Source organism: Faecalibacterium sp. AM43-5AT (assembly GCF_003603345.1).
Lineage (GTDB): Bacteria > Bacillota > Clostridia > Oscillospirales > Ruminococcaceae > Faecalibacterium > Faecalibacterium taiwanense.
The window spans coordinates 188,579-214,166 of sequence record NZ_QVGZ01000001.1; the positions used below are offsets into that span (position 1 = coordinate 188,579).

Consider the following 25,588-nt stretch of genomic DNA (forward strand, 5'->3'; position numbering starts at 1 on the left):
GAAAATGTATATTTTTCGCAATCCTACTGAAATCGGCTTGGATTATGTAACATTCTGCGGCAAGGCTGGATATTTCATCGGAGTTTCACTGGAGGAATCTGGTGAGTACAACTTCTTCGGCATTTATTCGCCGGAGCAGGTATGGGAGGTTGCTTGATGAACCTGTCGAAAAAACATCTGAAGCAAATTTATAGGCGAAGGAACGGCTTTGGTGGGACTACCGTTATGCTGAGCAAGTTCTTTCATGCCGCGCCGAACAACCGGGCAGATTACAATAAAATGATGGACTGGCGCTGGAGCATGTGCACGAATGTTCGCTACATGATTCCGGGAGAAAAAATTAAACGGGGTAAAAAAGTAGCTCTGAAATACGAAGGCCTTGTTAAGAGTGGTTATTACCTAAACGCAGGACTCGCAGATTTAGGAGCTGCGCTTTTGGATGCCACATCAAGCATCAACAAATTTGTGAAAAACTTTGGAGTGTTAAAAAAATGATTAAGGATTCTGGAGACCGCACCGAATTTGAAACCGGTGCCAAGCGTGATATGCACGCAGGAAAGGGGCGGATGGACCTTCTGCCCTGGTATGGCATCATGGAGGTCAGCAAGCACTGCGAGGAAGGTGCCATGAAATATGGCGAGCACAATGTGGATAAGGGTATCCCGCTGCATTCGCTGCTGGACAGTGCTTCTCGCCACCTCGCAAAGTACATGGTTGGAATGGACGACGAAGACCACTTGCGCGCAGCCTGCTGGAACCTGCTGTGGGCTCTTAACCAGCGCGTAACGCATCCGGAGTTGGATGATAGGTTTGTGCCAAAGATGAAAAGCTCGAACGATGAGCAACTTATTACAGTTGTCTGTAGTTCCTGTGGTAGTCATTTTGAAGCGCCGACCGAATGGTGGGTCCGCAAAAGAGCACAGTATACCAATATTCCAGACGGAGTGATGACGACTTGCCCTCATTGTGGGAATGTAACAATCGTTCGGGAGGTGAGGCCTGATGAATGACTGGATGCGCGAAGTGGATTATGCAACCTACTGCCCGAAGTGCAAGAGCTTCAAGGTGCTGGAGACGGATGAACCCTGCAACGAGTGCCTGACGGAGTGTGCACGGGAGGGCAGCAAGAAGCCCGTGAAGTTCGAGGAGAAGACGCGAAAATAACAGACTCCTTTATGAGGTAAACTCATATTTGAAAGGAGATACTTATTATGAAAAAAGCATTGAAGGTTATTGTAAAAATGGCATGTATGTGCGGTGCCGTAGCATTACTGCTGTTTGAAGCTTATGACGCATGTATTAGACCGAAGATCAATATGATCAAATCTGAGACATGGAACAAGGCTTGGGACAGCGGGTATAAATACGGATATCACAATGGCCGTTTTTGCGGACTGTATGATGCACTTAGAAACGAGTATATTACACATGAGGAATATGAGAAACTAATTGGAGAAGATTAAAGGTGAAGAGCCGTGGAGAAATCTGCGGCTCTTTGTTTTTATCATTGAAAGAGATGCTTGTATGCAACGTATGAACATTAAATGCTGCCATTGTGGGGACTATACTCCATTTATCACAGAGGAGAACATTGAAGTTATTCCTCAAGTTAATCTCACAAGAACCGACATGGATTGTTTGGGCGATATCGCTGAGGCATTGAGGGAATGCGGTTGCTTGGGTATGTGTGATTTCTTGCGCCGGGTTCAGAGCGAAGTAACCCGAATTGTAGAGTATCAGGAGGAACGGTGAACGCTAAATGATATTTGCTGAAGAGGATTTGAACTCTTTGAATGCTATTGCTGGATTGCTAGCTTCATTCGGGTGTGTGCTTTATATTCAGCATAAAATTGCAAAGACCATGGAGGCTGACGAAAGGAAATGCAGAAATGAGAAACATGTCTAAGAAAACCTGGAAGCTGCGGGTTTGGAATCATATGACCGAGATGCAGAAACTGGATATTCTGCTGAAGCACGCTAAGGTTCCGCATACTTATGGACGTCGTTGGCCAGAGATGGACAGACCAGACTATCAGGAGTATCTTCCGGGCGGACGACACGATGGTGGTGAGCAAATCGTTGCATATGATGCTGCTGGAGATCGTATCTGGGATGGCATTTGGGGTTGGGGTTCCTATGGCTTTGAGCAGGGGCTTATCGAGGTGATGGGTGCGCAGCTGCTTGGCCATGATGATGTTGAGGGCTGGCTCACAGCTCGTCAGGTTACAAAGATGTGGAGGTGTAGAAATGCTGCGAAAAATTGCTGAGTATGTCAAAAAGATATTCCGCATGGAGCCGATTCCGACGACGGTTAACACCCTGCGGGAGGCTTTACAGGCCTTGGAGGTGGCTCGGAACCACTTCGAGCACTGCGACCCGGAATTTGTGGACGCGGCTATTTTTGAGTTGAACGCTGCGGAGTGCCGGGTGGATGCTGTGAGGAGGTGTGCGGGGTGATTGTGTACAAGGCGACCTATAAGTGCCGGTACTGTGAACGAAAATTCGACAGCGAATATCATTATTGCGGTTTAGATGATGCTGTTCACCATTTTGATAGCTGTATGAAGTTTCAACCGGTTCATTTCTGTAAGGGCGGACATGTTGGTATTGGAGACTTTGTGGGTTTTGAAAGGGTTGATGAAAAGTGACTGATATTTGGACGAAAGTTGGCAAATTTCTTGGCCGGGCTATTGCGCTGACACTTATTTTGTGCGCTTGGGCCATCATTATTGCATTCACGCTGAAGGTGCTTTGGTTTATCTGGTTTCGGATTCTGCTGTGAGGTGAGAAGGCTATGGACAATGGAAGAGTGTCATATGAAGAAGCCGTAGAAGCTATCCGGAATTGGATTAAGGCAGTGTACGAATTTTCTGATGATGACGTTGAAACCATCTACGCGAATGGCCGACCTATTGATATGGTAAGAGAACAAACTCGGAATGCCCTTACTACATATGATCTTGAGTATGGCTACCGGGTTCCGGTTGGAAATTTCACGTCGATAGACGATGCTGCTTGGCTGTTGGCGAATAGCTATATCACTTTGCAAGACGCACGAATCTGGTGCATTAGCACCAATCACTCACTGGTTGATATGGAGCAAGCGGTAGGAAGTATTCGATACGGTCAGACAGAAACTACGACTATCCCAGCTTGGCATGAAAAGAAAAGATCTTGGCCGTATCGGTTGGTTGCTTTTCTGAACGAAGTAATTGATATGTTTGTACAAGCTATTACGGAGGATTTCTTATGAAACACACTTTTATCTTTACCTGCACAGACAACGGTGGCGGCTATCAGCGCTTTGAAGTCAGGGCGACCGACAAGCAGGAGGCTATTGAAAAGGGTATGAAATTTGCCAAGAAATACGCCTGCGGTGACATCTGTGGGAACTGGGAGTGTAAGTTGAAGAAGGAGGGTAGCGTATGAACGAGGACTTTGGGGCGATTACTATTCTTGCTCCAAAATGCCAGCAGTGTCCAAAAGTGAAATCCTGTGACCATAAACAAATGGCTCATCTCGGGTACATAGTTCCACAAAGGGGCAACGGAAAGAGACTCAGTCAGCTCGAAATAGTGAATTCACTGATGAAAAGGAGATTTAATCATGAAAATCGTTGAACCTAAGTACGAAATCCTCACTGATATTTCTGAGGGCGGCATCGAGGAGTTGCAGCAGATCGAGCGTGTTGCCCGGGTCTGCTACAAGAGCGAGGATAAGATCACGCCGGATGGTGAATCGGCGAAGAAGCTGGTGCGCTTTCTGGTGAAGCAAGGGCATGAGGCTATGCTGGAGCATTCGCAGCTGTCCGTGCTGTTTACGTGCGATCGTGGCGTGGCCAATGAGCTGGTGCGGCACCGCATTGCGAGCTTTGCGCAGGAGAGCACCCGGTACTGTAACTACTCAAAGGAGAAGTTTGGCGGAGAGCTGACGTTTATCTGGCCTTCTTATATTCGTGGCGAGCAGTATTGTGAACTGAACGATAGCGAGGTTACGATTAAGAGTTCGTTCCTTGAAGCCATGACTTATGCCGAAAAGGACTACAAGCTTATGATCGCTAACGGTATGCGTCCCGAACAGGCTCGTTGTGTGCTGCCGCTGTGCCTGAAGACCGAAATCGTGGTGACGGCCAACTACCGTGAGTGGCGCAACATCTTCAAACTGCGTACTCCCGTGGCGGCCCATCCTCAGATGAGAGAACTGATGTGCCCGCTGCTGAAGGAACTGCAGAGCAAGATCCCGGTGGTGTTCGATGATATTTACACGTACTGGCCTGAGGACGACCAGACGGGAAAGGGTTCTATGGTGAAGTGATGCGAATTGTGCTGCTCGCAAGCGTTATTTTGCAAGCTATCGCAATTGGAATGTCTTTTGCTGAGAACATCGGCAAAGAAAAACAGAGAATCATCAGATATACAGGATGGTTCTTGCTTCTGGTTTACATGATATTTGGATGAGGTGATTAACTATGAAAAATCGTATTATTTGTGTTGTTGCATGCCTGATGATGCTCGTGGGCTGTGCGGTTCTGTGTAGCTGCTCCGAAGCGGATAAGGTGAATCGGAATATTTCCAAGCAGGCCAACTACTTTGAAGCTGAGCGCCGGATCACGGTCTATAACGCACGTACGGACAACGTCATCCTTGAAATGGAAGGCGCTATGTCCATCTCGAACAATGATAACAATGAACTTGTGTGTACGGTGAAGACCGGTCCAAACGAGTACAAGAAGAATTATATTTACCTGAACGAGTACACCATGTATGTTGTTGAGGATATCACCGGCACTCATACCGATCCATACCACTATCAGCTCTATTTCCACACGGATATTCTGCCGGACGTGGAGGTAAGATCGTGATGACTAAGGAAGAAATCGCCGATATCTATGCCGGGCGCTATGTTGACGGAACGTGGTCGTATACGCAGGCGCTGTACGAGGCGAAAAAGTGTGGGGTTTCAAAAGAAGAATTTGATGCTGAGGTCTTTGCATGGCGAGTAGCTCTCGGTAAGGTTAAGAGGAGCTCGGGACAGCGGTGATAGGATGACTACATACAAATTTGTAAATAAGATGGGAGATGCAAAATGCAGCAGAAAACACATGACTTTCTCGTGAGAATGCAGGTGCCGATGGCAACATTCGGTGGAGATCTCATGGGAGAAGCGATTGATTTCGCTATTCAGGAAATGCGGAATAATCGTTTTGTCACACTGACAGACATTGAAAATGTACTTAGCGATCGTTTTCACTGCAGTGCAAGTTCAGCGGATGCACGGCTTCGCAGGGCACTGGACGTGACTGAGTTTCGGTGTGGAGAGTATCCGAACCCCGAACTTGAGCGGCTTCGGGCCGAATATCGGATTGATCGGTGGTCTGTGAAACGGTTCATTTATGCCGCGGCAAGGAGGGTGATGAACGATTTTGACTGATTCTCGGCAACTTTTTGGCCAAAAACCCACTTCGTGGCCAAAAATTTTTGCAAAAATGGCCACAAAATATTACGATAATACGTAATAAAATTGCCGTTTGGCCAAAAACCCACTTTTTTCTTTAACTTAATAAAAATTTTAAAATTTTATATATAGTAATTAAGGATGAAAAACGGGCTTTTGGCCACGGCGAAAGTTTAACGTCTTATCGAGCCGGAAAATGTTACAATATTTTAACCTTGAACTATATCCCCTGACAGTGTAATATAGAACTGCATTAAATAGACGTACTGCCCTTTAATGAAGTGCGAGGTGAAAAATATGAACTATATGGATGCGCTTGCAAAAAATTGGCGTGAGCACGATTACTCTTTTGAAGGACGAGATGTTCTTCCGAATGGCGATGAAGTTTGGATCTACACTACATTGGAACTTGGGCTACCAGTGCTATGGGTGAAGCATCCAGACGGATCATTTGACTACCGTGTTCTCCATACTCCCGGCTATGATGAATCAACAGGCGAACATTGGTGTTGGAACTGTCATTGCCAGATGATACATCATGATGATGAATGGCTGTGCCCTAAATGCGGAGATCATATCGATGATAACGACATAGACCTTTTGTCATCTCCGACAGAGGAAGCAAGCTATCCAGACGATGACCTTGAACCAGAACCTGAGTGGTACGACTGATACAGTAAATAAGATCTGCCTCTGCGCTAACAACGCAGGGGCTTTTCTTTTGCCCGAAAATAATAAAATCTTGCAAAAATTAGCAAAAACTGACGCGATAAAAACATGCCCTTTTATGGGGGGAATAGAACGCGTCTTGAACGCACTATTCCTTTTATTTTGGAGGTTTTTATCATGCTCGAAAACAAATTCAAACAGGGATTGACGAAAGAACTGAAAGAACGCTTTCCCGGCTGTGTAGTGGTCCATCTTGACCCGAACGAGGTGCAGGGGCATCCTGATCTTTTGGTTTTGTATGGTTCCACCTGGGCAGCACTCGAAGGCAAGCGCTCAGCAAATGCGCCTCATCGTCCGAATCAGGATTATTATGTCCGTCAGATGAATGAGATGAGCTTTGCCGCTTTCATTTATCCTGAGAACAAGGAGGAAGTTCTCAATGCAATGGAACGATCATTCCAGGCTCGTGGGGCAGCACGCCTTTCTGGGCGCAAGTAAGTATCATTGGCTGAACTATGATACTCAACGCCTGGTAGATGCTTTCATGAGTTGTCAAGCAAAGGAGAAAGGCACTCGGCTCCATGCTTTTGCTGCAGAGTGCATTAACCTGAAGCAAAAGCTCCCGAAGAGCAAGAAAACCCTCAACGCATATGTCAACGATGCAATTGGTTTCCGCATGGACCCCGAGCAGGTTTTGTTTTACAGCGAAAACTGTTTTGGTACTGCAGATGCCATTGCATTTAACGACAAAGATAATTTTCTTCGTATTCATGATCTTAAAACAGGAGCTGTTCCAGCACATATGGAGCAGCTCTTTATTTATGATGCGCTGTTCTGCATGGAGTATCATGTCAAGCCGAAAGATATTCTTATCGAAAATCGCATTTACCAAAATGATGATGTTCTCATCGAGACACCGACGGCAGATATCATTGATCCCATCATCGAAAAGATTAAAGAATTTGACAAAATCATTGCGGATCTGAGATAAGGAGCAGCGTTATGAATCCAATTGAGAAAGACCTTAAAAACTACTACGGCACGAGTTCCGACTCTGATATTTTGGAGCATTACGGCACAAAGCGTCATTCCGGCCGCTATCCTTGGGGTTCCGGTGATAATCCTTATCAGCACTCTGGTGACTTTCTGTCTCGTGTGGAAACGCTCAAGAAGAAGGGCATGTCCGAGAATGAAATTTTAGATCAAATCAATAGCACTCTTCCCAAGGAGTACCAGCTCGGTCTTACCGAATTTCGAGTGGCTCGACGTAAAGCAATCCATGAGCGCAAGGCATCTGAGTATGAGAAAATCGCTGCTTTAAAGGAACAGGGTCTCGGCTGGAAAGCCATCGGTGAAAAGCTTGGTATGAGCGAGTCCAGTGTGCGCTCAAAATATGCAGGCACTGCTGATAAAAAAGCGCAGCGTGCAGAGAATATTGCTGACACGTTGAAAAAAGAAGTGGACAAGAAAGGCATGATCGATATTTCCGAAGGTGCCAATCTTGTAATTGGTGTGTCGCAATCTGAGCTTGACGACGCTGCATATACGTTGGAAGCGGAATACGGTTACAAACGTTATGGCGTAGGTATTCGTCAGCCGACCAACATCCGTCAGCAGACTAACATTACGGTGTTGGCTAAGCCTGAATTCGACCAGAAGTATGCTTATCAGCATCAGGATCAGATTGATTCGCTCGGCGATTATCATTCTGACGATGGCGGTGATACGTTCAAGAAGCTTCAGCGTCCTGCAAGTCTGGATTCAAGCCGTGTTGCCATCCGGTATGGCGATGAAGGTGGTCTGGACAAAGATGGTGTCATGGAAATTCGCCGTGGTGTGCCCGATCTTGACCTTGGCAAGAGTCATTATGCGCAGGTTCGTATCCTTGTCGATGGTGACCATTATCTGAAAGGCATGGCGGTCTACTCTGATGATCTTCCCGATGGTGTGGACATCATGTTCAACACTAACAAGCCTTCCGGCACGCCCAAAATGAAGGTCCTGAAGGAAGCGAAAGCTGATCCGGACAATCCGTTTGGAGCAGCCATCAAAGCCAATGGCCAGAGTACATACATCGGTTCTGATGGAAAGGAGCATCTTTCTCCTATTAACAAGCTGAAAGAGGAAGGCGATTGGGATACAATGTCCCGAAATGTATCTTCGCAGTTCCTATCCAAACAGCCGAAAAAGCTTATTGAAAATCAGCTGAAGCTTACAATTGCGGATTATCAGGCGCAGTATGATGAAATCATGCACTACGATAATCCTACTGTTAAAAAGAAGCTGCTGAACGACTTTGCCGATACCTGTGAAGGTACGTCCATGACGCTGAAAGCATCGGCATTTCCGGGACAATCGACGAAAGTCATTCTGCCTATCAACCGAATCAAGGAAACGGAAGCTTACTGTCCGACCTATGAGAATGGCACACAGCTTGCACTGATTCGCTATCCTCATGCCGGAACCTTTGAGATTCCGATTGTTACTGTCAACAACAAAAATGTCAGCGGCAAGCGCAATCTCGGACAGATTCAGGATGCTATTGGTATCAACGCCAAGGTGGCAGAGCGTCTGTCCGGCGCAGACTTTGACGGCGATACCGTTATGGCTATTCCTGTCACCTCCAAAGTGCCAATTAAGTCTACTCGTCCTTTGGATGATTTGAAAGACTTTGATCCGAAGACGGCATATGCTGTTCCTGAAGGCAATCCCAACAACGTGCGTCTCATGAAAAAAGAAGAGAAGCAGCGTGAAATGGGCGTTATCTCGAACCTCATCACGGACATGACTCTTCGTGGTGCGTCTGAAGAGGAACTGGCTCGTGCTGTCAAGCATTCGATGGTTGTTATCGATGCAGAGAAGCACAAGCTGGATTACAAACGCTCTGAGAGGGAGAACGGTATCCAGGAACTGAAAGAAAAGTGGCAGATCCGTGTGGATGAGGACGGTACTGCGCATTATGGTGGCGCATCAACGCTCCTGTCTCGGCGCAAGCAGACCATCCGTGTGCCTGAGCGTCGTGGTAGCGTGCGCGTGGATAAAGAGACTGGTGAACTCATTTATAAGGAGAGCGGGCGTGCCTTCATCGACCCGAAGACCAAGAAAGAGCGTATTGCCGAGGATACCGTAAGTCTGATTTCCGAGACAAAGGACGCAAGAACCCTCTCTTCTGGCACTATCCAGGAGAACTTGTACGCAGACTTCTCTAATAAGCTCAAAGCTATGGCAGCACAGGCCCGCAAAGAGGCGGTCAACATGAAGGGCATCCAGCGTGATCCTGAGGCAGCCAAGACATATGCTGCGGAAGTTATGTCACTGAAAGACAAGTACACCACAATGCTGGCCAATAAACCTAAGGAGCGCAAGGCAATGCTGATTGCCAATGCCAACATCAAGGCCAAAATTCAGGAACTGGGTTTAGACCCGCAAAACACCGAGGACAAGAAAGAAATCAAGAAGATTTCTTCTGTTGAAATGCAGCGCGCACGCGATAAGGTCGGCGCAAGTGGGCAAAAGTCCAAAGTCAGGTTTAGCGACAGAGAATGGGAAGCTATTCAGGCTGGCGCAATTTCCGACAACATGCTGTCAAAGTTCCTGAATTCTTCTGATTCGGATGAAATCGTGAAACGTGCAATGCCCAAAACCACGGCTTCGTTGTCTTCGGCCAAGTTGTCCAAAGCGAGAGCGATGTTGCGAAGCGGTTACACTTATAAAGAGATTGCACAGGCGTGTGGCGTTCCTGAATCCACCGTTTATGATGCACTTGGAAAGTGATAACAGGAAAGAGAGGCTTTGAATTATGGTTCGATGCTTTCTGACCACGTTCGATAATCCCTACAATCCGTATGAGCAGTTCGAGCAGTGGTATCAGTATGACATGGATCACGGCTATAACTCGTCTGGCCTGCTTATGCGGCTGGCACAGACCTCTTCTCAGTTCACAGACAATGAAAATGCCTACGAAATTGAGAAAGCGATCAATAAAATCGTGGCAAACGATCCAGCTAACATCTATAAGAAGCTCAAGATCGAGATTAAGGGCGATACTGGCTATGCACAAAGTGCTTAAGGCCATAGGGAGGGGTCTCAAAATCGACACCCCCCTCTCAAATCGCGCCGGTCTTTGATATTTCCCCGGAGGGAAAATTGATATTTGGGCTTTAAACATGCTGCCGAGGCCTTGGGGTGTAGACTGAGGTTTCGGCAGTTTTTGCAAGGGCTTATGGGGTGCGCGCCTCCTAAGAGCTTTCTGAGTTCATGACGTTCGACCTCCATCGGCATCGGGGCATTCTGTGTTGTTCTCCTTTATACGGAATGTTCGCTTTCTCCCTTCAAATGAAAAGCACTGCCACCACACCCATGAGCCTTTGCAAAAACTGAATTTTAGACAACAAAGAAAGAGGGCCTTTGAATGAGACCGAAGAAGAACACACCGGGAGAAGCGGCTGTGGCTTCGGCCCGGCCTGCAACAAGCCCGGAAGCACAGGAACAGTACATGATAAACCTGACCATGCAACTGGTGGAAAGAAGGCTGCGCGAAGGGACGGCTTCCAGTGCAGAAACAACGCACTTCCTGAAGCTGGCTACCATGAAAGCGGACCTTGAAAAGAAAAAACTGGAAGAAGAAAACAAACTGCTCCGGGCAAAGACCGAGACACTGGAAAACGCAAAGGACACCAAAGAAATGTACGCAAATGTGCTGAAAGCTATGGCAAAGTACAATGGCGTGGACGAAGGTGATGATGCCGACTATGAGTTTTAAAAGCTCTTATGCGGCCGGAGTCGTCCTGACAATTCTGTTTTTTATCTGCTTTGCGGCAGCGATTTTTCTGGTAAAGCGCAATATCCTGTGCGAATAGAAGACAGTGCTTTTGACGGGAGCAGTTGCATGGACACCGATGCTGCGTACAGATGACATGTTGCAGAAGAAAGGATTTTTATGATGACGGCATTTGAAGAAATCTGCTTCTGGCTGATGGCGGCGATGCCGTGGATCATGCTTGCATGCTTGTTCACAGACCGAGAACGACCAACAAGCAAGCGATACTGGTGGTATTTGCCTCCGAGTATTCTGTCGCTTTTGACGGCTATCGCAGTCGGGCTTCCACAAATTGTTGATAAGCGAATCGGCGGATTCGGATGTTGGTGTACGCTGATTTTTACATTTGTATGCGCTTACCATGACGAAATGGAAGGTCTTGAGAACCTACATGGTAAGGTGATTTGCCTCTCTATGATCTGCACGGCATTTGCCATGATCTGCTGGTGCGTGGGGTACTAAGCATATGCCCAGGAAGACATACTCTGAGCTTTGCCAGCATGCGACCTTTGAAGACCGCTTCCATTATTTGCAGCTCCATGGCAAAGTTGGATTTGATACTTTTGGTTTTGACCGGTGGCTAAATCAGAGTTTTTACCAGTCAAGAGAGTGGCGGCAGTTCCGGGACAGGATCATTGTGCGGGATGCGGGGTGCGATTTGGGATGTTCCGACCACGAGATCACGGATTGGGTGATACAAAACGGCAAACCCATTCGGCCGCGCATTATTATCCACCATCTGAATCCGCTGACAAAAGAGGATGTGCTTCAGCACTCGGACGCACTGCTGGACCCGGAAAACGTGATCTGCGTGAGCGATCGGACCCACAAGGCCATCCACTATGGAGATGATATGATCCTAAAGCCTGCATTTGCCGAAAGACGACCGGGCGACACTTGCCCATGGAGGAAATGACATGTACCCTGTACGAAAATTCAATGTTGCGGAAGCAGCATACAGCACAAACCTGCGGCTGAAGATGCAGGAGACAGAAGGAATGGTGCGGTGTATTGCACCAAGCCGGGAACGCAGTCTGGCACTGACGAAGCTGGACGAGGCATTGTTCTGGGCAAATGCAGCCATTGCAGCCGAGGGCGTGATGGACCACGAGGAATAATAAAAGGAGGAAAACATAATGAACAACGAAGCTATGATGAACCGCGCAAAGCAGCTGGTGGTGGACTACTTTAACGCTCACGTGGACGTGACCGACGGCAAAAAGCTGACGCTGGAGAACGTGTTCATCGTGTGGTTCAGTAAGACGCTGCAGAACTGGAAGGCGCTGGTGAGTACCACCGTATCTGATGGGATGTACTACGAGATCACCCACAACGGTGACAAGGGCGAGACCTATCTGGACGTCTACAAGAAGTGGGACAACCAGTGCATTGCGGACTGAGGTGATGAGAAATGGACAGTATCCTGACCTCGGTGAAGAAACTCCTTGGACTGACCGAGGAGTACACGGCGTTTGATGCAGACCTTATCATGCACATCAACAGCGTGCTGATGATCCTGCGGCAGATGGGCGTTGGGCCTCAGGAGGGCGTTGGCATCAGCGATGCAACAGCAACATGGAGCGAGTTTTGCCAAAACAGGGCGGACATCGAAGCTGTAAAGAGCTATACGGCGCTGAAGGTGAAGATGCTGTTTGACCCGCCGCAGAGTTCCAGCACGATGGAAGCAACGAAAAACCTTATCAGTGAACTGGAATGGCGGCTGTATGCAGAGTGCGACAAGGAGGACGAGAAATGCGCAGACTGATTTTTGCTGTGACGGGGCAGCAGCTTGCCAAACACGGCGACTTTGCGGGTATTACGGCTGGAAGCAAGGGCTATCTGCGCTGCCGCTTTGAGCTGAGTGATCCGGAGTGGCTCGCCGCCAAGAAAATTGCTGTGTTCAACGACGAACATGCAGTGCCTGTGGGCGCAGAAGGCGAGTGTAATGTGCCGGATGAGGTGACTGACGGAAAAAGCTTTAAGGTGTACCTTGCGGGCCAGAACGGCAAAGCCCGAATGGTGACAAGCAAGGTACTGATCGAGCAGGTGAAGTGACATGATAGATTTGGACAAGCAGTTTGCCGAGCTGGCGGATACGAGTGCTGAGGACAGCACCTGCGACTTTGTGATCGACGAAGACCTGCGCATAATTGCCATTCCGGAGCTGGGTGTGGTGCTGGGCGTTGAGGGAGATAAAGACGCGAACCGCATCCGATTTAGAATGAACAAAACATGGCGCGGATACGATATGTCGAAGTTTGACCTGCGCATCAACTACCAGAATGCAAACGGTGACAAAAACTATTACACGGTGACGAGCAAACACACTGAAGGCAATGCGGTGGTGTTTGACTGGATTGTGGCGGCGGATGCTGTAGCGTATCAGGGCGATGTGTTCTTTATTGTGGTGGGCCTTATTACCACTGGCGGAATGGTGAACTGTGCGTTCCACACGACGCTTGGCAAGGCAAAATGCCTGGAAGGCCTGGTGGTAGACACAAAAACTGACATTTCTGAGATCCGGGACTTTATGGCGACGCTGAAGGCGGAAGTGGAGGCATACGGACAGACCTTTGTGAATGCCGCTGCCGCCAGTGCAAAGGCAGCAAAGGCCAGCGAAACAACTGCTGCCAGTTCGGCCAGTGCGGCAAAGACCTCGGAGACAAACTCCGTGGCCAGTGCGAAGGTCGCAAAAACGAGTGAAACGAATGCCAGCACCAGCGCAAGCGCAGCAAAGACCAGCGAGACCAATGCGGGTACCAGCGCCGCCAGTGCTCAGGCCAACGCAAAGAAAGCCGAAGCGGCGCGAGATGATGCCAATACCAGCAAAACCGTAGCTGCTGACAGTGCAGCAGCCGCAAAAAAAGATGCCCAGACAGCATCCAGCGCGGCCAGCACTGCCACAGGTGCGGCAAGCGCTGCCAAGACCAGCGAGACCAATGCGGGCACAAGCGCATCCAATGCGAAGGGCAGCGAAACAAAATCCGGTGAATACCTGCAGGCCACAAAGGAATATTTCGAGCAGGTGCGCACCATTACGCTGGGCGCGCAGGGCTGGTATGAGACCTCAGACGCCCTGACTGCTGCGGTGCCCGTGGGTGAAAACGGCTGGTGGGCTGTGGTGGGCACCACGGACAGCATCTGGGTATGGGACCGCGACACCAATGCCTGGCGTGACAGCATGGTGACGGTAAACATGAGCGACTACTACACCCGCACGCAGGTGGATGAAAAGCTGACTGACAAAGCAAACAAGACCGCCGATGACCTGAACACGATGATCAACGCGCTGACCACCGGTGCTTCGACCCCTACTGATGCGGACTACTATGTGAGCCAGTATGTCGGCGGCGGAAGCACAACGACCACCTACCACCGTCGGCCCATGAGTGCACTGTGGACCTACATCAAGAGCAAGGCAGCCTCTGTGTTTGCGGCCAAGAGCCACACCCACAACTATGCCGGTTCCGGTTCTGCGGGCGGCTCGGCCAACAGTGCCGTCAAACTCGATACCGCAACCGCGGGCAGTGCGACGAAACCGGTATATATCAGCGGTGGCAAGCCGGTGGCCTGCACTCACTCGCTGGGCAAGGATGTACCGGCCAACGCCGTTTTTACTGACCACACTTACACCAAGATGACCGCCGCCACGGCCAGCGCGGCTGGCAAAGAGGGCCTTGTGCCTGCACCCGCAGCCGGTGCACAGGGTAAATTTTTGCGCGGGGATGGGACGTGGCAGGCCGTTGCGGCCAAAGAAGCCGTGGATGCCATGCTGGCAGAGATTCAGGCGCAGGTCGCAAAAGCTGGCGCGCCGACCGAACGTCTGGCCTTTGTCACGCAAATCTCTGCAGGCAATTGGGGCTGGAATAACACCATAAGCTGTGAAGCCACCATTCCTGAAGGTATGGATTTCATCCGCATCACTCCGAAGAATTTTAATTCTCCGTATGTGCTCCAGTTTTCTCCTGATAAGGATTTAAGCTTTAAAGCTGGAGAGAACAATGCGATATCCGCGATCTGCTCAACTGATGCTACTTTCAAATACACCGCCAGCGACCGCAAGATCAAAATAACCGTCCTCAGTGCCGATATCGGCAGCACCTGCATTCAGGGCTATAAGTATGGCACCGCCGCCACTCCCTGCATCGTCTGGACTGAGGGCGACGGCACATCCGCTAAAGACCATGACATCGATTATATCGAGATCAAGGAGCGGTGGAATGCAAGCAGCTCTAGTGACTACAAGAACACCGTGGAAGCTGTTGCCCGCGTCGTGAAAGGCAGCAAGTATACGACCGCAGGCGGTGCCACAGTCACTTTTGCCAGCGACGGCACCGTAACGGCCAGCGAATATTCCGGCACGCTTGTGGGCTACCGATACATGACGCTGACGGAAGTTTCAGAGCAGTTAGCATCCACTCAATCCGCTCTGGCCGACGCAGATGCTTTGAACCTTGACCAGGACTACCGCCTAACTCTTTTGGAGCTGGGCGTGACCGATGATGAAACAACCGCATGAACAGAAAGGAAGGACTACTATGGCACTTTATAACACCTGCAAACGCATGATCGAGCGCGGCCAGACCGCCGGTATGGCAAAGAAGCTGGATATCTTCTATGCTGCCAACAAGCTGACCGATGAACAGTACGCAGAACTGACCGAGATGCTGACCGAAAAGGCCAACGCAGCAGAGACTGAGAAATAAAAACAGGAGCTGAAAAATCAAAATGGCACTCTCGAACACGGCAACGCCGATCTACTACGGCCGGTTCCGGGAGGCCGTGATGCGCGGGGAGATCCCCGTTTGCAGAGAGATCAGTATGGAGATGAACCGGATCGACGACCTGATCGCAAACCCGGGCATCTACTATGACGATAAGGCCATCAACGGCTTTATTGCGTTCTGCGAGGACGAGCTGACCCTGACCGACGGCGGCGATGTGAAGATGCTGGACAGCTTTAAGCTGTGGGCAGAACAGATCTTTGGCTGGTACTACTTTGTGGAGCGGAGCGTGTATGTGCCGAACCCGCACGGGGCAGGCGGACACTACGAGACCAAGCGCATCAAGAAGCGTCTGGTAACGAAGCAGTATCTTATCATCACACGTTCGGCCGCAAAGACCATGTACCTGGAATTTTTGCAGGCGTACTTTATGACCGCCAACACGAACACCACCCAGCAGCTGACCACAGCGCCTACTATGAAGCAGGCCGATGAAGTGCTGGCACCCTTCCGCACTGCGTTGGCACGGGCAAAGGGGCCGGTGCTGAAGTTCATGACCGATGGCAGCCTGCAGAACACCACTGGCGCGAAAGCAGACCGTGTGAAGATGGCAAGTACCAAAAAAGGCATTGAGAACTTTGTGACCAACAGCCTTTTGGAAGTGCGCCCCATGACCATTGAAAAGCTGCAGGGCAGGCGCGACACGGTGGCGACCGTGGACGAATGGCTGAGCTGTGACATCCGAGAAGACCCCATTGGTGCCATTGAGCAGGGCGCGGCGAAAAACGAGAACTACCTGATCGTTGCGGCAAGCAGCGAGGGCACGGTGCGCAACGGATGCGGCGACGACATCAAAATGGAATTGCTGAGCATCCTGAAGGGGGAGTACATCAATCCGCACGTTTCCATCTGGTACTACAAGCTGGACAGCATTGAGGAAGTTGGTCAGCCGGAGATGTGGCTGAAGGCAAACCCGAACCTGGGCAAGACCGTAAGCTACGAGACCTACCAGCTGGACGTGGAACGAGCAGAAAAATCGCCCAGTGCCCGGAACGACATCCTTGCAAAGCGCTTCAACCTGCCGATGGAGGGTTACACATTCTTTTTCCCATATGAGGAGACCCTTTGCCACCGACCGAGAAGCTACTGGCAGATGCCATGCGCCATGGGCGCGGACCTGAGCATGGGCGATGATTTTTGTGCGTTTACGTTTTTGTTTCCGCTTTCAAGCGGATATTTTGGGGTAAAGACGAGGGATTACATTACCAGCTACACCCTGAGCCAGCTGCCCGTGAGCCGGAGAAACCAGTACGAAGAGTTCATGAAAGAGGGAACACTGTTCGTATTTGACGGCACGGTGCTGGACATGATGCAGGTGTATGAAGATCTTGATAACTTCGTGCAGCAGAACCAGTACGACGTGCGGGCGTTTGGCTACGACCCCTACAACGCGCAGGAATTCGTGGAGCGCTGGGGGCAGGAGAATGGCACCTTTGGCATTACGAAGGTGATTCAGGGTGCGAGGACCGAGAGCGTGCCGCTGGGTGAGCTGAAAAAGCTGAGCGAACAGCGGAAGTTGCTGTTTGACGAAAAGCTGATGCAGTTTGCAATGGGCAACTGCATTGCACTGGTGGACACCAACGGCAACCGGAAGCTTTACAAGCAGCGGCAGGACCAGAAGATCGATGCTGTGGCAGCTATGATGGATGCGTACATTGCGTGGAAGCAGAACCGGGATGCGTTTGAGTGATTAAGATTCTTGCTTCTTTACCCTGTGATGCTGGGGAAATTGGTTTACTATGGTTTGATGTGGTGGAAGCTTTATTCCAAGATCAGCTGCTTGTTTTTCTTTCTCAGGAGAATGAACACGGTTTTCTCCAAGATTTCTTATGCTTAAGTCGTGTTGACGAAGAACCGAGTCATACTCATCAGGACTTATGTACGAATTTGTTTCTTCAGGCACGCATGAATCTGACAGGCTGTCGTCCGTAGAAGATTCTGGAATTAGAGGCTCGTCAGCAGATTTGGTTTCTGGACTAGTTGTTAATTCAGCAATTTTATCTTTTGCAAGTTCAATGCCTCCGACAGCAAGCATTGCTGCCACAGCGGCATATCCGGTTGCTTTGACGGCTTTGGCGGCACGTGGATGCTGAAATTCAAAACTTCTCCATCCGGTAAGCGGTTGACCGTTTTCTTCATCAAAATAATCAAGGTCAAGTTCAAGCCCACCCATATCGCAGTAAGGACACTGTATGGACTTTTTCTTTCGGTTGGGTACTGGAATCTCGCTACCACAGTTCGGGCAAGTGACCGTCATGCAGAGCACTCCTTTCGTCGTTACTCGAAAATATAGGTATGATAGGACACAACAATCTCGGTATCGAGGGGGTACCAATCGCCTGTTTTAAAGGAAGGTGCACCGTCTACAGTGATCTCTATGATGTCGTACTGAGCGTGATTTTTGCCAAGAACGAGATCCTGCTTTGGCTGATCGACGATATTGATGAAACCGGCATCACGCAGCTTTTTCATGACATCGCGGGCATCTTCGCTCATGGAAATGTTTGGCATGCGGACTTCACCCATAGCAAGGTGCGATGCGGCTATCTCTTCATCCTTCAGGCGGGCAAGCTCGGCCTGATGGGCGGCGAGTTCCTGTTCCCGCTTTTGATTGATGGAATCGTAAACGCCGCGGCAGGCGAGAAGAGCAACAATTAGAACGACGCTGATGAGGATTTTCCGTTCGTTGGCACGATAGTAATTGATCGCCTTGGCAATTGCGCGCCCAGCCTGGCGGGCATGTTTTTCGTGCTGAGCGGAGGCCCATTCTTCGTAAGCACGCTGTTCTTCAGCGTCTTTTGCCTCCTGCTCTTTGCGGATACGCTCGGCTTGGTCTGCTTCGCGCTGGATGCGCTCTTCTTCGGCCTTCTTTTTGGCGCGGCGCTCCTCGATGGGAGAGGCAAAAAGGTTGATGACACGATCGACATTCTGGGCCTGCTTGATCTTTGCATCATCGACGATATGCTCGGTGTGCTCTGATTTGGAGTAGTTATAGTTCACGTTGATATTAACGCGGACCTGTGCTCCGCAGGACGCACACTGAATGACTTTTGCGTTGGCATCTTCAAACAGGATCTTTGCTCCGCATTTGGGGCATTTAGCACTCCACATACACGATTCCCCTTCCTCACAGAATGGCTGTTAAAGCCAGTATAGCATAAACACAAATAAAAGCAATAGAGCGCGAAAGAAGGTGAGTAGATGACAAATCAAAATGACTGGTGGGAGCATAAAAAGAACTGTGCACTCCACCATTCAGGCATCAAGGGCATGAAGTGGGGCGTTCGGCGGTACCAGAACAAGGACGGCACTTTGACCGCAGCCGGAAAAAAGCACTATGCCGGGGATGAGAACGCCGGTGAAGGTGCGACCGCAAAGACGGAGTACGCCCCGAAGCGGAAGGGTGGCAAGGCCGAGGATTACTCGGACGAGGAGCTGCGGGCACGGATCAACCGCCTGCAGATGGAAAAGCAGTACCGCGACCTGCAGGGGGATACCAACATCCGCGCGGACGACCCGAACCGGGAACTGAAAGCGGAGAAAGAACGGCTGCAGCTGCAGAAGGACGTGAAACAGCTGCGCAGTGATGTGTACGGCGGGCAGAGCTTTGTGAAGAGTGTGATGAAGGACGCGGGGAAGCAGTTTTTGACCAAGGCTGTAGCGGGTGCAATGAGTTACAGCGCAAAGCAGTTTGTGACGAATACCTTTGAAAACCCTGATCTGGCAAACGCCATTGTAAGCGGCAGCGCCAGCGGCGGACAGGCAAAGCAGGACGACAAGAAGAACTGACCGGGAGGAAAAATCAAAATGGCGATAAACGTTGGCTCCCGCCTGAAACGGGCGTGGAACGCCTTTACGAACCGGGACCCTCCCGGGAAGAACTACTATGGCGGAGGGAGCAGCTACCGGCCTGACCGGGTACGGCTGAACCGTGCGAATGACCGCACGATCATGACCGCCATATACACCCGCATTGCCATGGACGCAGCGGGCATCACAATCAACCACGTAAGGCTCGATGAAAACGGACGCTACGACGAAACCGTTGATTCGGGCCTTAATTGCTGTCTGAACCTTTCCGGCAACAAGGACCAGACCGGCAGGGCGCTGCGGTATGACATGTTCCTCTCTGTACTGGACGAGGGCGTGGCGGCGCTGGTGCCGGTGGACGTGGATGTGGACGAAGAGACCGGCAAAGAAAAGATCCTTTCCATGCGGGTGGCGAAGGTGAAGGAATGGTACCCCGATGATGTGCGGCTGGAAGTGTACAACGACCAGACCGGGCAGAAAGAGGAGATCACCCTGCCGAAAGCAGAAGTGGCCCTGATCGAGAACCCGTTCTACGCGGTGATGAACGAACCGAACGGCACCATCCAGCGCCTGATCCGCAAGCTGAACCTGATGGACGTGGTGGATGACCAGCTGGGATCTGAAAAACTAGATCTTATCATCCAGCTGCCATACGTAGTGCGCAACGACATCCAGAAAAAGAGAGCGGACGACCGGAGAGCCGAGATCGAACGGCAGTTGACCGGTTCTAAATACGGCATTGCCTACACCGATGGTTCGGAACACATTACACAGCTGAACCGCAGCCTTGAAAACAACCTCCTGAAAACCGTGGAATACCTGACCAACATGGCATACAGCCAGTTAGGCATTACCCCGGAGATCATGAATGGTACAGCAAGCGATGCGGTGATGACGAACTATGAGAACCGTACCATTGAACCCCTTGTGGCAGCAGCCGTGGACGAGCTGAAGCGAAAGTTTTTGACCGAGGAGGACCGGAAGGAAGGCCGCGAGAGCATGATGTACTTCCGCGACCCGTTCAAGCTGGCACCGGTGAGTGCCGTTGCCGAGATGGCGGACAAGTTTACCCGCAACGAGATCCTGACAAGCAATGAGTTCCGGCAGCTGCTGGGAATGAAGCCCTCGAAGGACCCGAAGGCGGACGAACTGCGGAACAGCAACATTTCGCAATCCGACGCGGAGATTGCTGAGAGAAACAAAACGATCACGGCTGGAAAGGAAGCCGTAGAAAGGAGTATGGCAAATCAAAATGGCGAAGTTTGATTATGACTGCAGCGGCTGGGCCACGAAGGCTAAGACCAAGTGCTATGATGGCCTGACCATTGCACCGAATGCGTTCCAGGAATGCGACGGTAAAGTTGTGACCATGGTGTACAACCATGACCATGACAATCTGGAAAACGTCCTTGGCCACTGCCTGCTGGAGAACCGGCCCGGGGGCATGTATTGCTACGCAAAGTTCAACGATACGGATACCGGCCGGACCGCGAAGGCCTGCGTGGAAAATGGCGACCTGAACGCTTTTTCCATCTATGCAAACTGCATCAAGAAGACGGGCAACACGGTCCAGCACGGCATTATTCAGGAAGTGAGCCTTGTGCTGGCAGGCTGCAACCCGGGTGCGCTGATCGACGAGGTGGTGAAGCACAGTGCTGACGAGGACTACGAGGGCGGCGAAGCATTCATCTACACAGACGGCGGCCTGAGCATTGCCCACGGACTGGACCCGGACGGTGAACCGCTGGACGACCTTGTACACAGCGGTGATGCAGCGACCGACGAAACAACACAGAAGGAAGCCAAGATGGCGGACGAACAGAAGGACGGCAAGACGCTGGAAGAGGTGTACAACAGCATGACACCCGAACAGCAGGAGTGCTGCCACGCACTGGTGGGCATGGCCCTGGAAGAGCGTGACGGAGAAGAGACTAACGGTGAGGAGGAAAAAACCGTGAAGCAGAACGTATTTGAGAAGGACACGAAGGGCACCGTGCTGAAGCACAGCATTGACGAGATCAACAAGGTGGTGAAGACCGCCAAGACCTGCGGCACCATGAAGGCTGCTTTTGCAAACGCCGGCATTGAGGACAGCGAGGTGAACGCTCTGTGCCACGGCATTGACAACATCGACTGGCTGTTCCCGGAAGATCACCTGCTGGACACCCCGCCCCGCATCATTGACAAGCCCGACGACTGGGTGAGCGTGGTGATGGGCGGCGTGAAGCACATCCCGTTCAGCCGCTTCAAGAGCCTGTTCGCCGACCTGACCGAGGACGATGCACGTGCCAAGGGCTACCTGAAGGGCAACTACAAGACGGAAGAGGTGTTCGGCCTGCTGCGCCGCTCCACTGGCCCGACCACGGTGTACAAGAAGCAGGAGCTGGATCGCGACGATGTGGTGGACATTACCAGCTTTGACGTGGTGGCATGGCTGCATAACGAGATGCGCTACAAGCTGAACCGTGAGCTGGCACTGGCCTACATTCTGGGTGACGGCCGCATGGCAGCAAGCCGTGACAAGATCGATGAGAACTGCATCCGTCCGGTGTTCAACGACGCCGACCTGTTTACCATCAAGGTGCAGGTGAAGACCACCGGCCTTTCCACCGTGGAGGACAAGTACAAGGCCTTTATCAAGCAGGCCATCCGTGCCCGCAAGGACTACCGCGGCAGCGGCACCCCGACTATGTTTACCACCGAGGATGCCCTGACCGAGATGCTGCTGCTGGAAGACGGCATGGGGCGCCAGCTGTATACGGACGAGGCCGCACTGGCCCGCAAGCTGCGTGTTGCCAAGATCGTGACCATTCCCGAAATGGAAGGCCGCAAGGGTGCCAAGGGCGGTGACCTGGCTGCTGTGATCGTGAACCTGGCCGACTACACCGTGGGTGCCGACAAGGGCGGTGCTGTGAGCATGTTCGATGACTTTGACATCGACTTCAATGCACAGAAGTACCTGATCGAGACCCGCTGCTCCGGTGCACTGACCAGCCCCTACAGCGCTATGGCCATTGAGTGGGCTGCATGAGAGACTCCTTCAGTCTCACAGTCCGCCTGACGGCGGCGCTGTTCGCCAGCTCCCTCATTGAGGGAGCCTTTTTCAAAGGAAAGGATGATAGAAAATGCTGAACAAGCTCTATGAGCAGGGCAAGGACCTGCACGTTGCAAACTACATGGCCTACGGCAAGACCGCGGACCACAAGCTGTACGCTGACGCCACTTTCAAGGAGACTGTGACCAAGGAAGAGATCGAGGATGCCTTCAAGAAGGGCCGTCTGGTGATCGTGGAGGGCGCAAACTATCTGGTGCCTGTGGCCTTTGGTGCGACCGGTGTGATCACCGTTGTGACCGGCGAGACCGTGAAGACCCAGGCATGGGCTGCTTCTGCCGAAAAGTAATCAGAAAATTCAAAATGGAGTGAAAGTGCTATGAGCAAGTGGTTTGGGAAGCTTGGTTTCGTGGAGACCAAGGAGACAGAGCTGAGTGTGCACTCTGAGATCGTGACAGAGCGTGACTGCTACGGCGACTTGACACGGAACACGCGCAGGAACCAGTCCAGCGACAAGGTGAACGATGATATCAGCCTTGCGAACACGCTAAGCGTCATCGCTGACCCGTATGTTCAGGAGCACTTTTGCAATCTCCGGTATGTGACGCTTTACGGCGGAAAATGGAAGGTGACGGACGCGAGCGTGGAGTACCCGCGCATCGTGCTGACGCTGGGAGGGTTATGGCATGGCAACGAAACTGAGTGAAAGACGCTCCGGGCTGGATGCGCTTTTGCGCAGCATCGTGAAACAGCGGTGCGGCAGTGAAAACGTGTACTACCAGCCGCCTGCAAACCTGCGGATGAAATATCCTTGTATCTGCTACAAGCTGGAAAAGATCCGCAGCCCGAAGGCTGACGACCGCGTATACCGCCAGACCTTCCATTATTCTGTTACCGTGATCGACACGAAACCGGACAGCGAAATGACAGCGGCCATGAGTTTGCTTTCAAAGGCTTCTTATGACCGCCATTTTATTTCGGACAACTTATACCACGACGTATTCAGTGTGTGGTACTGATACCTATTTATAAAGGAGGACAAAACCTATGGCAAAACTGAATTGGGACGTTGACGGTACCCGCAAGTTCCACGCCGGTGTTTCGCACGGCGTGGTTTACCCCAAGGCCGATGGCGAGGGCTACGACAATGGCGCTGCATGGAACGGCCTGACCGGCGTGACGGAAAGCCCCAGCGGCGCAGAACCTACCGACCTGTGGGCTGACAACATGAAGTACGCCCGCCTGATCTCCGGCGAGGACTACGGCTTTACCATTGAATCCTATATGTACCCGCCCGAGTTTGAACCCTGCGACGGTCTGGCTGCCCCGGTGAAGGGCATCCGCATCGGTCAGCAGAAGCGCAAGGCATTCGGCTTTACATGGCAGACCAAGGTGGGCACCGATCAGGACCCCGATGCCGGTTACATCATCCATGTGGTGTGGAATGCGACTGCAAAGCCTGCTGAGAAGAGCCACGAGACTATGAACGACAGCCCGGATGCCGAGACCTTCAGCTGGGAGTGCGATACCGTGCCTGTGAACATTGCAGACCTGAAGGCTGCGGCGGTGGCAGAGTTTGACAGCACTGAGCTGACCGCAAAGCAGATGAAGGCCGTGGAAGACCTGCTGTACGGCACCGACAGCGAGAATGCAAAGCTGCCCACCCCGGACGAGCTGCTCGCTGCAGTAAAGGCTGCTGTGTAAAAAACGCCCTCTCATCGCGCAGTCCGGCATTTGCCGGTGATGCTTGCAGCTCTCCCGAAGGGGCGAGCTTTGCTGAGAGAAAAAAATCAAAATGAACCGATAAGGAGAGATTAAGATGCTGAAAAAAACCATTTCCTATACCGACTATGACGGTAACCAGCGCACCGAGGACTTCTACTTCAACCTGTCGAAGGCGGAGATCACCGAGATGGAGCTGAGTATGGAGGGCGGCATGCGTGCCTACATCCAGAGGATCATTGCAGCGAAGAGCCAGCTGGAGCTGGTGAAGCTGTTCAAGGATGTGGTACTGAAGAGCTACGGCAAGAAGAGCGCAGACGGCCGCCTGTTCATGAAGAACGACGCCATCCGTGCTGAGTTTGAGGCACATCCGGCCTACAGCATGATCTACATGGATCTGGTGACGGACGAGGCCAAGGCAAGCGCCTTTGTGAACGGCATTATGCCCGCCGACATGCCGAACCAGAACCCGGCTATGGAAATGGCGGCGACCGTGAGTGCTGCGTCGGCATTGCCGTCGGTGAATATGGGCTGAGAAACCCTCTCACCGCTCCGTCCGACTGAATGTCGGAGCGTCACAGAGCTCTCCCGAAGGGCGAGCTGTGTTTAGAGGAAGAATGATTTTGCCGCTTCGGCGGCTAGGGATGACCGCGTAAAAAACGGCCATCCTTTTATTTTTTTGCCTTGGAAAAGACACGCATTTAAGAGCACAGGGGGAGTGAAAGAATGCTGGAATTGCATATTCCCGGCGAAGAACGCTGGGATGAGCGAACAAACATGTTCGTATACGACGAGCCGGTAACTTTGAGGTTGGAATACAGCCTGCTCTCCCTGTCTAAATGGGAAAGCAAATGGCACAAGCCGTACTTGGACGAAAACGTGAAGAAAACACGCGAAGAAACGCTTGATTTCGTCCGATGCATGACCCTGACAAAGGGTGTGGACCCGACCGTATACACAAGACTGCGGCGGGAAGACTGGCTGGCCATTCAACGATATATGAGCGACCCGATGACGGCCGCGACCTTTAAAGACCGCAAAGGCGGCAAGAAGCGCGCACGCTACCAGACGGCAGACCTGTTTTACGCCGCCATGGCAAGCTACGGCATCCCGTTCGAGTGCGAAAAGTGGCACCTGAACCGGCTTTTGGCGCTGATCCGGGCCTGCGGGGAAGAGAACCTGCCGCCCGAGAAGATGGGCAGACACGAGCAGGCGGCGCACATCCGGGCGCTGAACGCACAGCGCAGGGCGAAGTTTCACTCGAGGGGGTAAGAGCTT

General features: G+C 51.4%; 41 protein-coding genes. 39 read left to right on the forward strand and 2 right to left on the reverse strand.

The genetic code is table 11. The annotated features are described in order from the left end of the window. Positions 1-4: 4 nt before the first annotated feature. From DW937_RS14785 to DW937_RS01120, 30 genes are all read left to right on the forward strand, one after another. Positions 5-157, forward strand: coding sequence for a hypothetical protein (locus DW937_RS14785; protein ID WP_165852847.1), 153 nt, complete (start codon positions 5-7; stop codon positions 155-157). After that, positions 157-495 (forward strand): hypothetical protein, encoded by a 339-nt coding sequence (locus tag DW937_RS00990; protein ID WP_120119823.1) that lies wholly within the window; start codon positions 157-159, stop codon positions 493-495. The genes DW937_RS14785 and DW937_RS00990 overlap by 1 nt, the downstream gene beginning before the upstream one ends. Continuing rightward, positions 492-1,010: a dATP/dGTP diphosphohydrolase domain-containing protein gene (locus tag DW937_RS15010; RefSeq protein ID WP_207666623.1), complete on the forward strand. Its 519-nt coding sequence runs from the start codon at positions 492-494 to the stop codon at positions 1,008-1,010. The genes DW937_RS00990 and DW937_RS15010 overlap by 4 nt, the downstream gene beginning before the upstream one ends. Next, entirely contained in the window at positions 1,003-1,164 is a 162-nt protein-coding gene (locus tag DW937_RS14790; RefSeq protein WP_165852848.1) for a hypothetical protein, read from the forward strand. The genes DW937_RS15010 and DW937_RS14790 overlap by 8 nt, the downstream gene beginning before the upstream one ends. A gap of 47 nt (positions 1,165-1,211) precedes the next feature. Then, complete coding sequence (locus DW937_RS01000) at positions 1,212-1,463, forward strand: hypothetical protein (RefSeq protein ID WP_120119824.1); 252 nt, start codon at positions 1,212-1,214, stop codon at positions 1,461-1,463. Beyond that, complete coding sequence (locus tag DW937_RS01005; protein WP_133300947.1) at positions 1,450-1,752, forward strand: hypothetical protein; 303 nt, start codon at positions 1,450-1,452, stop codon at positions 1,750-1,752. The genes DW937_RS01000 and DW937_RS01005 overlap by 14 nt, the downstream gene beginning before the upstream one ends. Positions 1,753-1,898: 146 nt before the next feature. Next, positions 1,899-2,267: a hypothetical protein gene (locus DW937_RS01010; protein ID WP_133300948.1), complete on the forward strand. Its 369-nt coding sequence runs from the start codon at positions 1,899-1,901 to the stop codon at positions 2,265-2,267. Then, on the forward strand, positions 2,248-2,457 hold the full coding sequence (locus DW937_RS01015; RefSeq protein WP_120119827.1) for a hypothetical protein: 210 nt from the start codon (positions 2,248-2,250) through the stop codon (positions 2,455-2,457). The genes DW937_RS01010 and DW937_RS01015 overlap by 20 nt, the downstream gene beginning before the upstream one ends. Continuing rightward, entirely contained in the window at positions 2,454-2,648 is a 195-nt protein-coding gene (locus DW937_RS01020; protein ID WP_120119828.1) for a hypothetical protein, read from the forward strand. The genes DW937_RS01015 and DW937_RS01020 overlap by 4 nt, the downstream gene beginning before the upstream one ends. A gap of 146 nt (positions 2,649-2,794) precedes the next feature. Next, positions 2,795-3,253: a hypothetical protein gene (locus tag DW937_RS01025; RefSeq protein ID WP_120119829.1), complete on the forward strand. Its 459-nt coding sequence runs from the start codon at positions 2,795-2,797 to the stop codon at positions 3,251-3,253. Next, a complete protein-coding gene (locus tag DW937_RS01030) occupies positions 3,250-3,429 on the forward strand; it encodes a hypothetical protein (RefSeq protein ID WP_120119830.1) in 180 nt (59 codons plus the stop codon). The genes DW937_RS01025 and DW937_RS01030 overlap by 4 nt, the downstream gene beginning before the upstream one ends. Positions 3,430-3,606: 177 nt before the next feature. Then, positions 3,607-4,314 (forward strand): FAD-dependent thymidylate synthase, encoded by a 708-nt coding sequence (gene thyX, locus DW937_RS01040; protein WP_120119832.1) that lies wholly within the window; start codon positions 3,607-3,609, stop codon positions 4,312-4,314. Positions 4,315-4,468: 154 nt separating this feature from the next. After that, a complete protein-coding gene (locus tag DW937_RS01045; RefSeq protein ID WP_120119833.1) occupies positions 4,469-4,861 on the forward strand; it encodes a hypothetical protein in 393 nt (130 codons plus the stop codon). Further along, a complete protein-coding gene (locus DW937_RS01050; RefSeq protein WP_120119834.1) occupies positions 4,861-5,040 on the forward strand; it encodes a hypothetical protein in 180 nt (59 codons plus the stop codon). Before DW937_RS01045 ends, DW937_RS01050 begins: the two co-directional genes overlap by 1 nt. A 45-nt stretch (positions 5,041-5,085) precedes the next feature. Further along, complete coding sequence (locus DW937_RS01055; protein ID WP_120119835.1) at positions 5,086-5,430, forward strand: hypothetical protein; 345 nt, start codon at positions 5,086-5,088, stop codon at positions 5,428-5,430. Positions 5,431-5,751: 321 nt separating this feature from the next. Continuing rightward, complete coding sequence (locus tag DW937_RS14670) at positions 5,752-6,126, forward strand: hypothetical protein (RefSeq protein ID WP_133300949.1); 375 nt, start codon at positions 5,752-5,754, stop codon at positions 6,124-6,126. Between the two features lie 174 nt (positions 6,127-6,300). Then, positions 6,301-6,621 carry a hypothetical protein gene (locus DW937_RS01060; RefSeq protein ID WP_097775582.1) on the forward strand — a complete coding sequence of 107 codons (321 nt, stop codon included), beginning with the start codon at positions 6,301-6,303 and terminating at the stop codon, positions 6,619-6,621. Continuing rightward, positions 6,563-7,114, forward strand: coding sequence for a hypothetical protein (locus tag DW937_RS01065; RefSeq protein ID WP_097781736.1), 552 nt, complete (start codon positions 6,563-6,565; stop codon positions 7,112-7,114). Before DW937_RS01060 ends, DW937_RS01065 begins: the two co-directional genes overlap by 59 nt. Before the next feature lie 11 nt (positions 7,115-7,125). Next, a complete protein-coding gene (locus DW937_RS01070; protein WP_120119836.1) occupies positions 7,126-9,897 on the forward strand; it encodes a helix-turn-helix domain-containing protein in 2,772 nt (923 codons plus the stop codon). 25 nt (positions 9,898-9,922) lie between these two features. Beyond that, positions 9,923-10,192 (forward strand): hypothetical protein, encoded by a 270-nt coding sequence (locus DW937_RS01075; protein ID WP_243111396.1) that lies wholly within the window; start codon positions 9,923-9,925, stop codon positions 10,190-10,192. 342 nt (positions 10,193-10,534) lie between these two features. After that, complete coding sequence (locus tag DW937_RS01080; protein WP_120019907.1) at positions 10,535-10,885, forward strand: hypothetical protein; 351 nt, start codon at positions 10,535-10,537, stop codon at positions 10,883-10,885. A gap of 177 nt (positions 10,886-11,062) precedes the next feature. After that, a complete protein-coding gene (locus DW937_RS01085) occupies positions 11,063-11,404 on the forward strand; it encodes a hypothetical protein (RefSeq protein ID WP_120019905.1) in 342 nt (113 codons plus the stop codon). Positions 11,405-11,600: 196 nt separating this feature from the next. Further along, on the forward strand, positions 11,601-11,858 hold the full coding sequence (locus DW937_RS15455) for a hypothetical protein (RefSeq protein WP_347561868.1): 258 nt from the start codon (positions 11,601-11,603) through the stop codon (positions 11,856-11,858). Between the two features lies 1 nt (position 11,859). After that, a complete protein-coding gene (locus DW937_RS01095) occupies positions 11,860-12,060 on the forward strand; it encodes a hypothetical protein (RefSeq protein ID WP_120119839.1) in 201 nt (66 codons plus the stop codon). Between the two features lie 18 nt (positions 12,061-12,078). After that, positions 12,079-12,342 carry a DUF6275 family protein gene (locus DW937_RS01100; protein WP_120119840.1) on the forward strand — a complete coding sequence of 88 codons (264 nt, stop codon included), beginning with the start codon at positions 12,079-12,081 and terminating at the stop codon, positions 12,340-12,342. A gap of 11 nt (positions 12,343-12,353) precedes the next feature. Continuing rightward, entirely contained in the window at positions 12,354-12,707 is a 354-nt protein-coding gene (locus tag DW937_RS01105) for a hypothetical protein (RefSeq protein WP_120119841.1), read from the forward strand. After that, a complete protein-coding gene (locus DW937_RS01110; protein WP_120019901.1) occupies positions 12,695-12,997 on the forward strand; it encodes a hypothetical protein in 303 nt (100 codons plus the stop codon). The genes DW937_RS01105 and DW937_RS01110 overlap by 13 nt, the downstream gene beginning before the upstream one ends. Position 12,998: 1 nt before the next feature. Continuing rightward, positions 12,999-15,461, forward strand: a complete 2,463-nt coding sequence (locus tag DW937_RS14795; protein WP_165852849.1) for a hypothetical protein — start codon at positions 12,999-13,001, stop codon at positions 15,459-15,461. Between the two features lie 19 nt (positions 15,462-15,480). Beyond that, positions 15,481-15,648, forward strand: a complete 168-nt coding sequence (locus tag DW937_RS14800; RefSeq protein ID WP_165852850.1) for a hypothetical protein — start codon at positions 15,481-15,483, stop codon at positions 15,646-15,648. A gap of 22 nt (positions 15,649-15,670) precedes the next feature. Beyond that, a complete protein-coding gene (locus tag DW937_RS01120) occupies positions 15,671-17,416 on the forward strand; it encodes a terminase TerL endonuclease subunit (RefSeq protein ID WP_120119842.1) in 1,746 nt (581 codons plus the stop codon). On the opposite strand, the gene DW937_RS01125 is transcribed toward DW937_RS01120, so the two are convergent. After that, a complete protein-coding gene (locus DW937_RS01125; protein WP_120119843.1) occupies positions 17,417-17,983 on the reverse strand; it encodes a hypothetical protein in 567 nt (188 codons plus the stop codon). It lies immediately after the preceding gene. A 20-nt stretch (positions 17,984-18,003) separates the two neighbouring features. Continuing rightward, positions 18,004-18,837 (reverse strand): hypothetical protein, encoded by an 834-nt coding sequence (locus DW937_RS01130; RefSeq protein WP_120119844.1) that lies wholly within the window; start codon positions 18,835-18,837, stop codon positions 18,004-18,006. Positions 18,838-18,927: 90 nt separating this feature from the next. On the opposite strand from DW937_RS01130, the gene DW937_RS01135 reads away from it, so the two are divergent. The 9 genes from DW937_RS01135 to DW937_RS01175 all read left to right on the forward strand — a co-directional run bounded on the left by DW937_RS01135 (position 18,928) and on the right by DW937_RS01175 (position 25,582). After that, positions 18,928-19,515, forward strand: a complete 588-nt coding sequence (locus DW937_RS01135) for a hypothetical protein (RefSeq protein ID WP_120119845.1) — start codon at positions 18,928-18,930, stop codon at positions 19,513-19,515. Between the two features lie 18 nt (positions 19,516-19,533). Further along, complete coding sequence (locus DW937_RS01140) at positions 19,534-20,802, forward strand: phage portal protein (protein WP_120119846.1); 1,269 nt, start codon at positions 19,534-19,536, stop codon at positions 20,800-20,802. Continuing rightward, positions 20,789-22,567 carry an HK97 family phage prohead protease gene (locus DW937_RS01145; RefSeq protein ID WP_120119847.1) on the forward strand — a complete coding sequence of 593 codons (1,779 nt, stop codon included), beginning with the start codon at positions 20,789-20,791 and terminating at the stop codon, positions 22,565-22,567. The genes DW937_RS01140 and DW937_RS01145 overlap by 14 nt, the downstream gene beginning before the upstream one ends. 94 nt (positions 22,568-22,661) lie before the next feature. Further along, a complete protein-coding gene (locus DW937_RS01150; RefSeq protein WP_120019893.1) occupies positions 22,662-22,937 on the forward strand; it encodes a hypothetical protein in 276 nt (91 codons plus the stop codon). A gap of 30 nt (positions 22,938-22,967) precedes the next feature. Continuing rightward, positions 22,968-23,294 (forward strand): hypothetical protein, encoded by a 327-nt coding sequence (locus tag DW937_RS01155; RefSeq protein ID WP_120119848.1) that lies wholly within the window; start codon positions 22,968-22,970, stop codon positions 23,292-23,294. Beyond that, positions 23,275-23,607: a hypothetical protein gene (locus tag DW937_RS01160; protein ID WP_133300950.1), complete on the forward strand. Its 333-nt coding sequence runs from the start codon at positions 23,275-23,277 to the stop codon at positions 23,605-23,607. Before DW937_RS01155 ends, DW937_RS01160 begins: the two co-directional genes overlap by 20 nt. Before the next feature lie 28 nt (positions 23,608-23,635). Further along, positions 23,636-24,292 carry a hypothetical protein gene (locus DW937_RS01165; RefSeq protein WP_120119850.1) on the forward strand — a complete coding sequence of 219 codons (657 nt, stop codon included), beginning with the start codon at positions 23,636-23,638 and terminating at the stop codon, positions 24,290-24,292. A gap of 115 nt (positions 24,293-24,407) precedes the next feature. Continuing rightward, a complete protein-coding gene (locus DW937_RS01170; RefSeq protein ID WP_207666624.1) occupies positions 24,408-24,845 on the forward strand; it encodes a hypothetical protein in 438 nt (145 codons plus the stop codon). 191 nt (positions 24,846-25,036) lie between these two features. Next, positions 25,037-25,582 (forward strand): hypothetical protein, encoded by a 546-nt coding sequence (locus DW937_RS01175; protein ID WP_120019889.1) that lies wholly within the window; start codon positions 25,037-25,039, stop codon positions 25,580-25,582. Positions 25,583-25,588 lie beyond the last annotated feature (6 nt).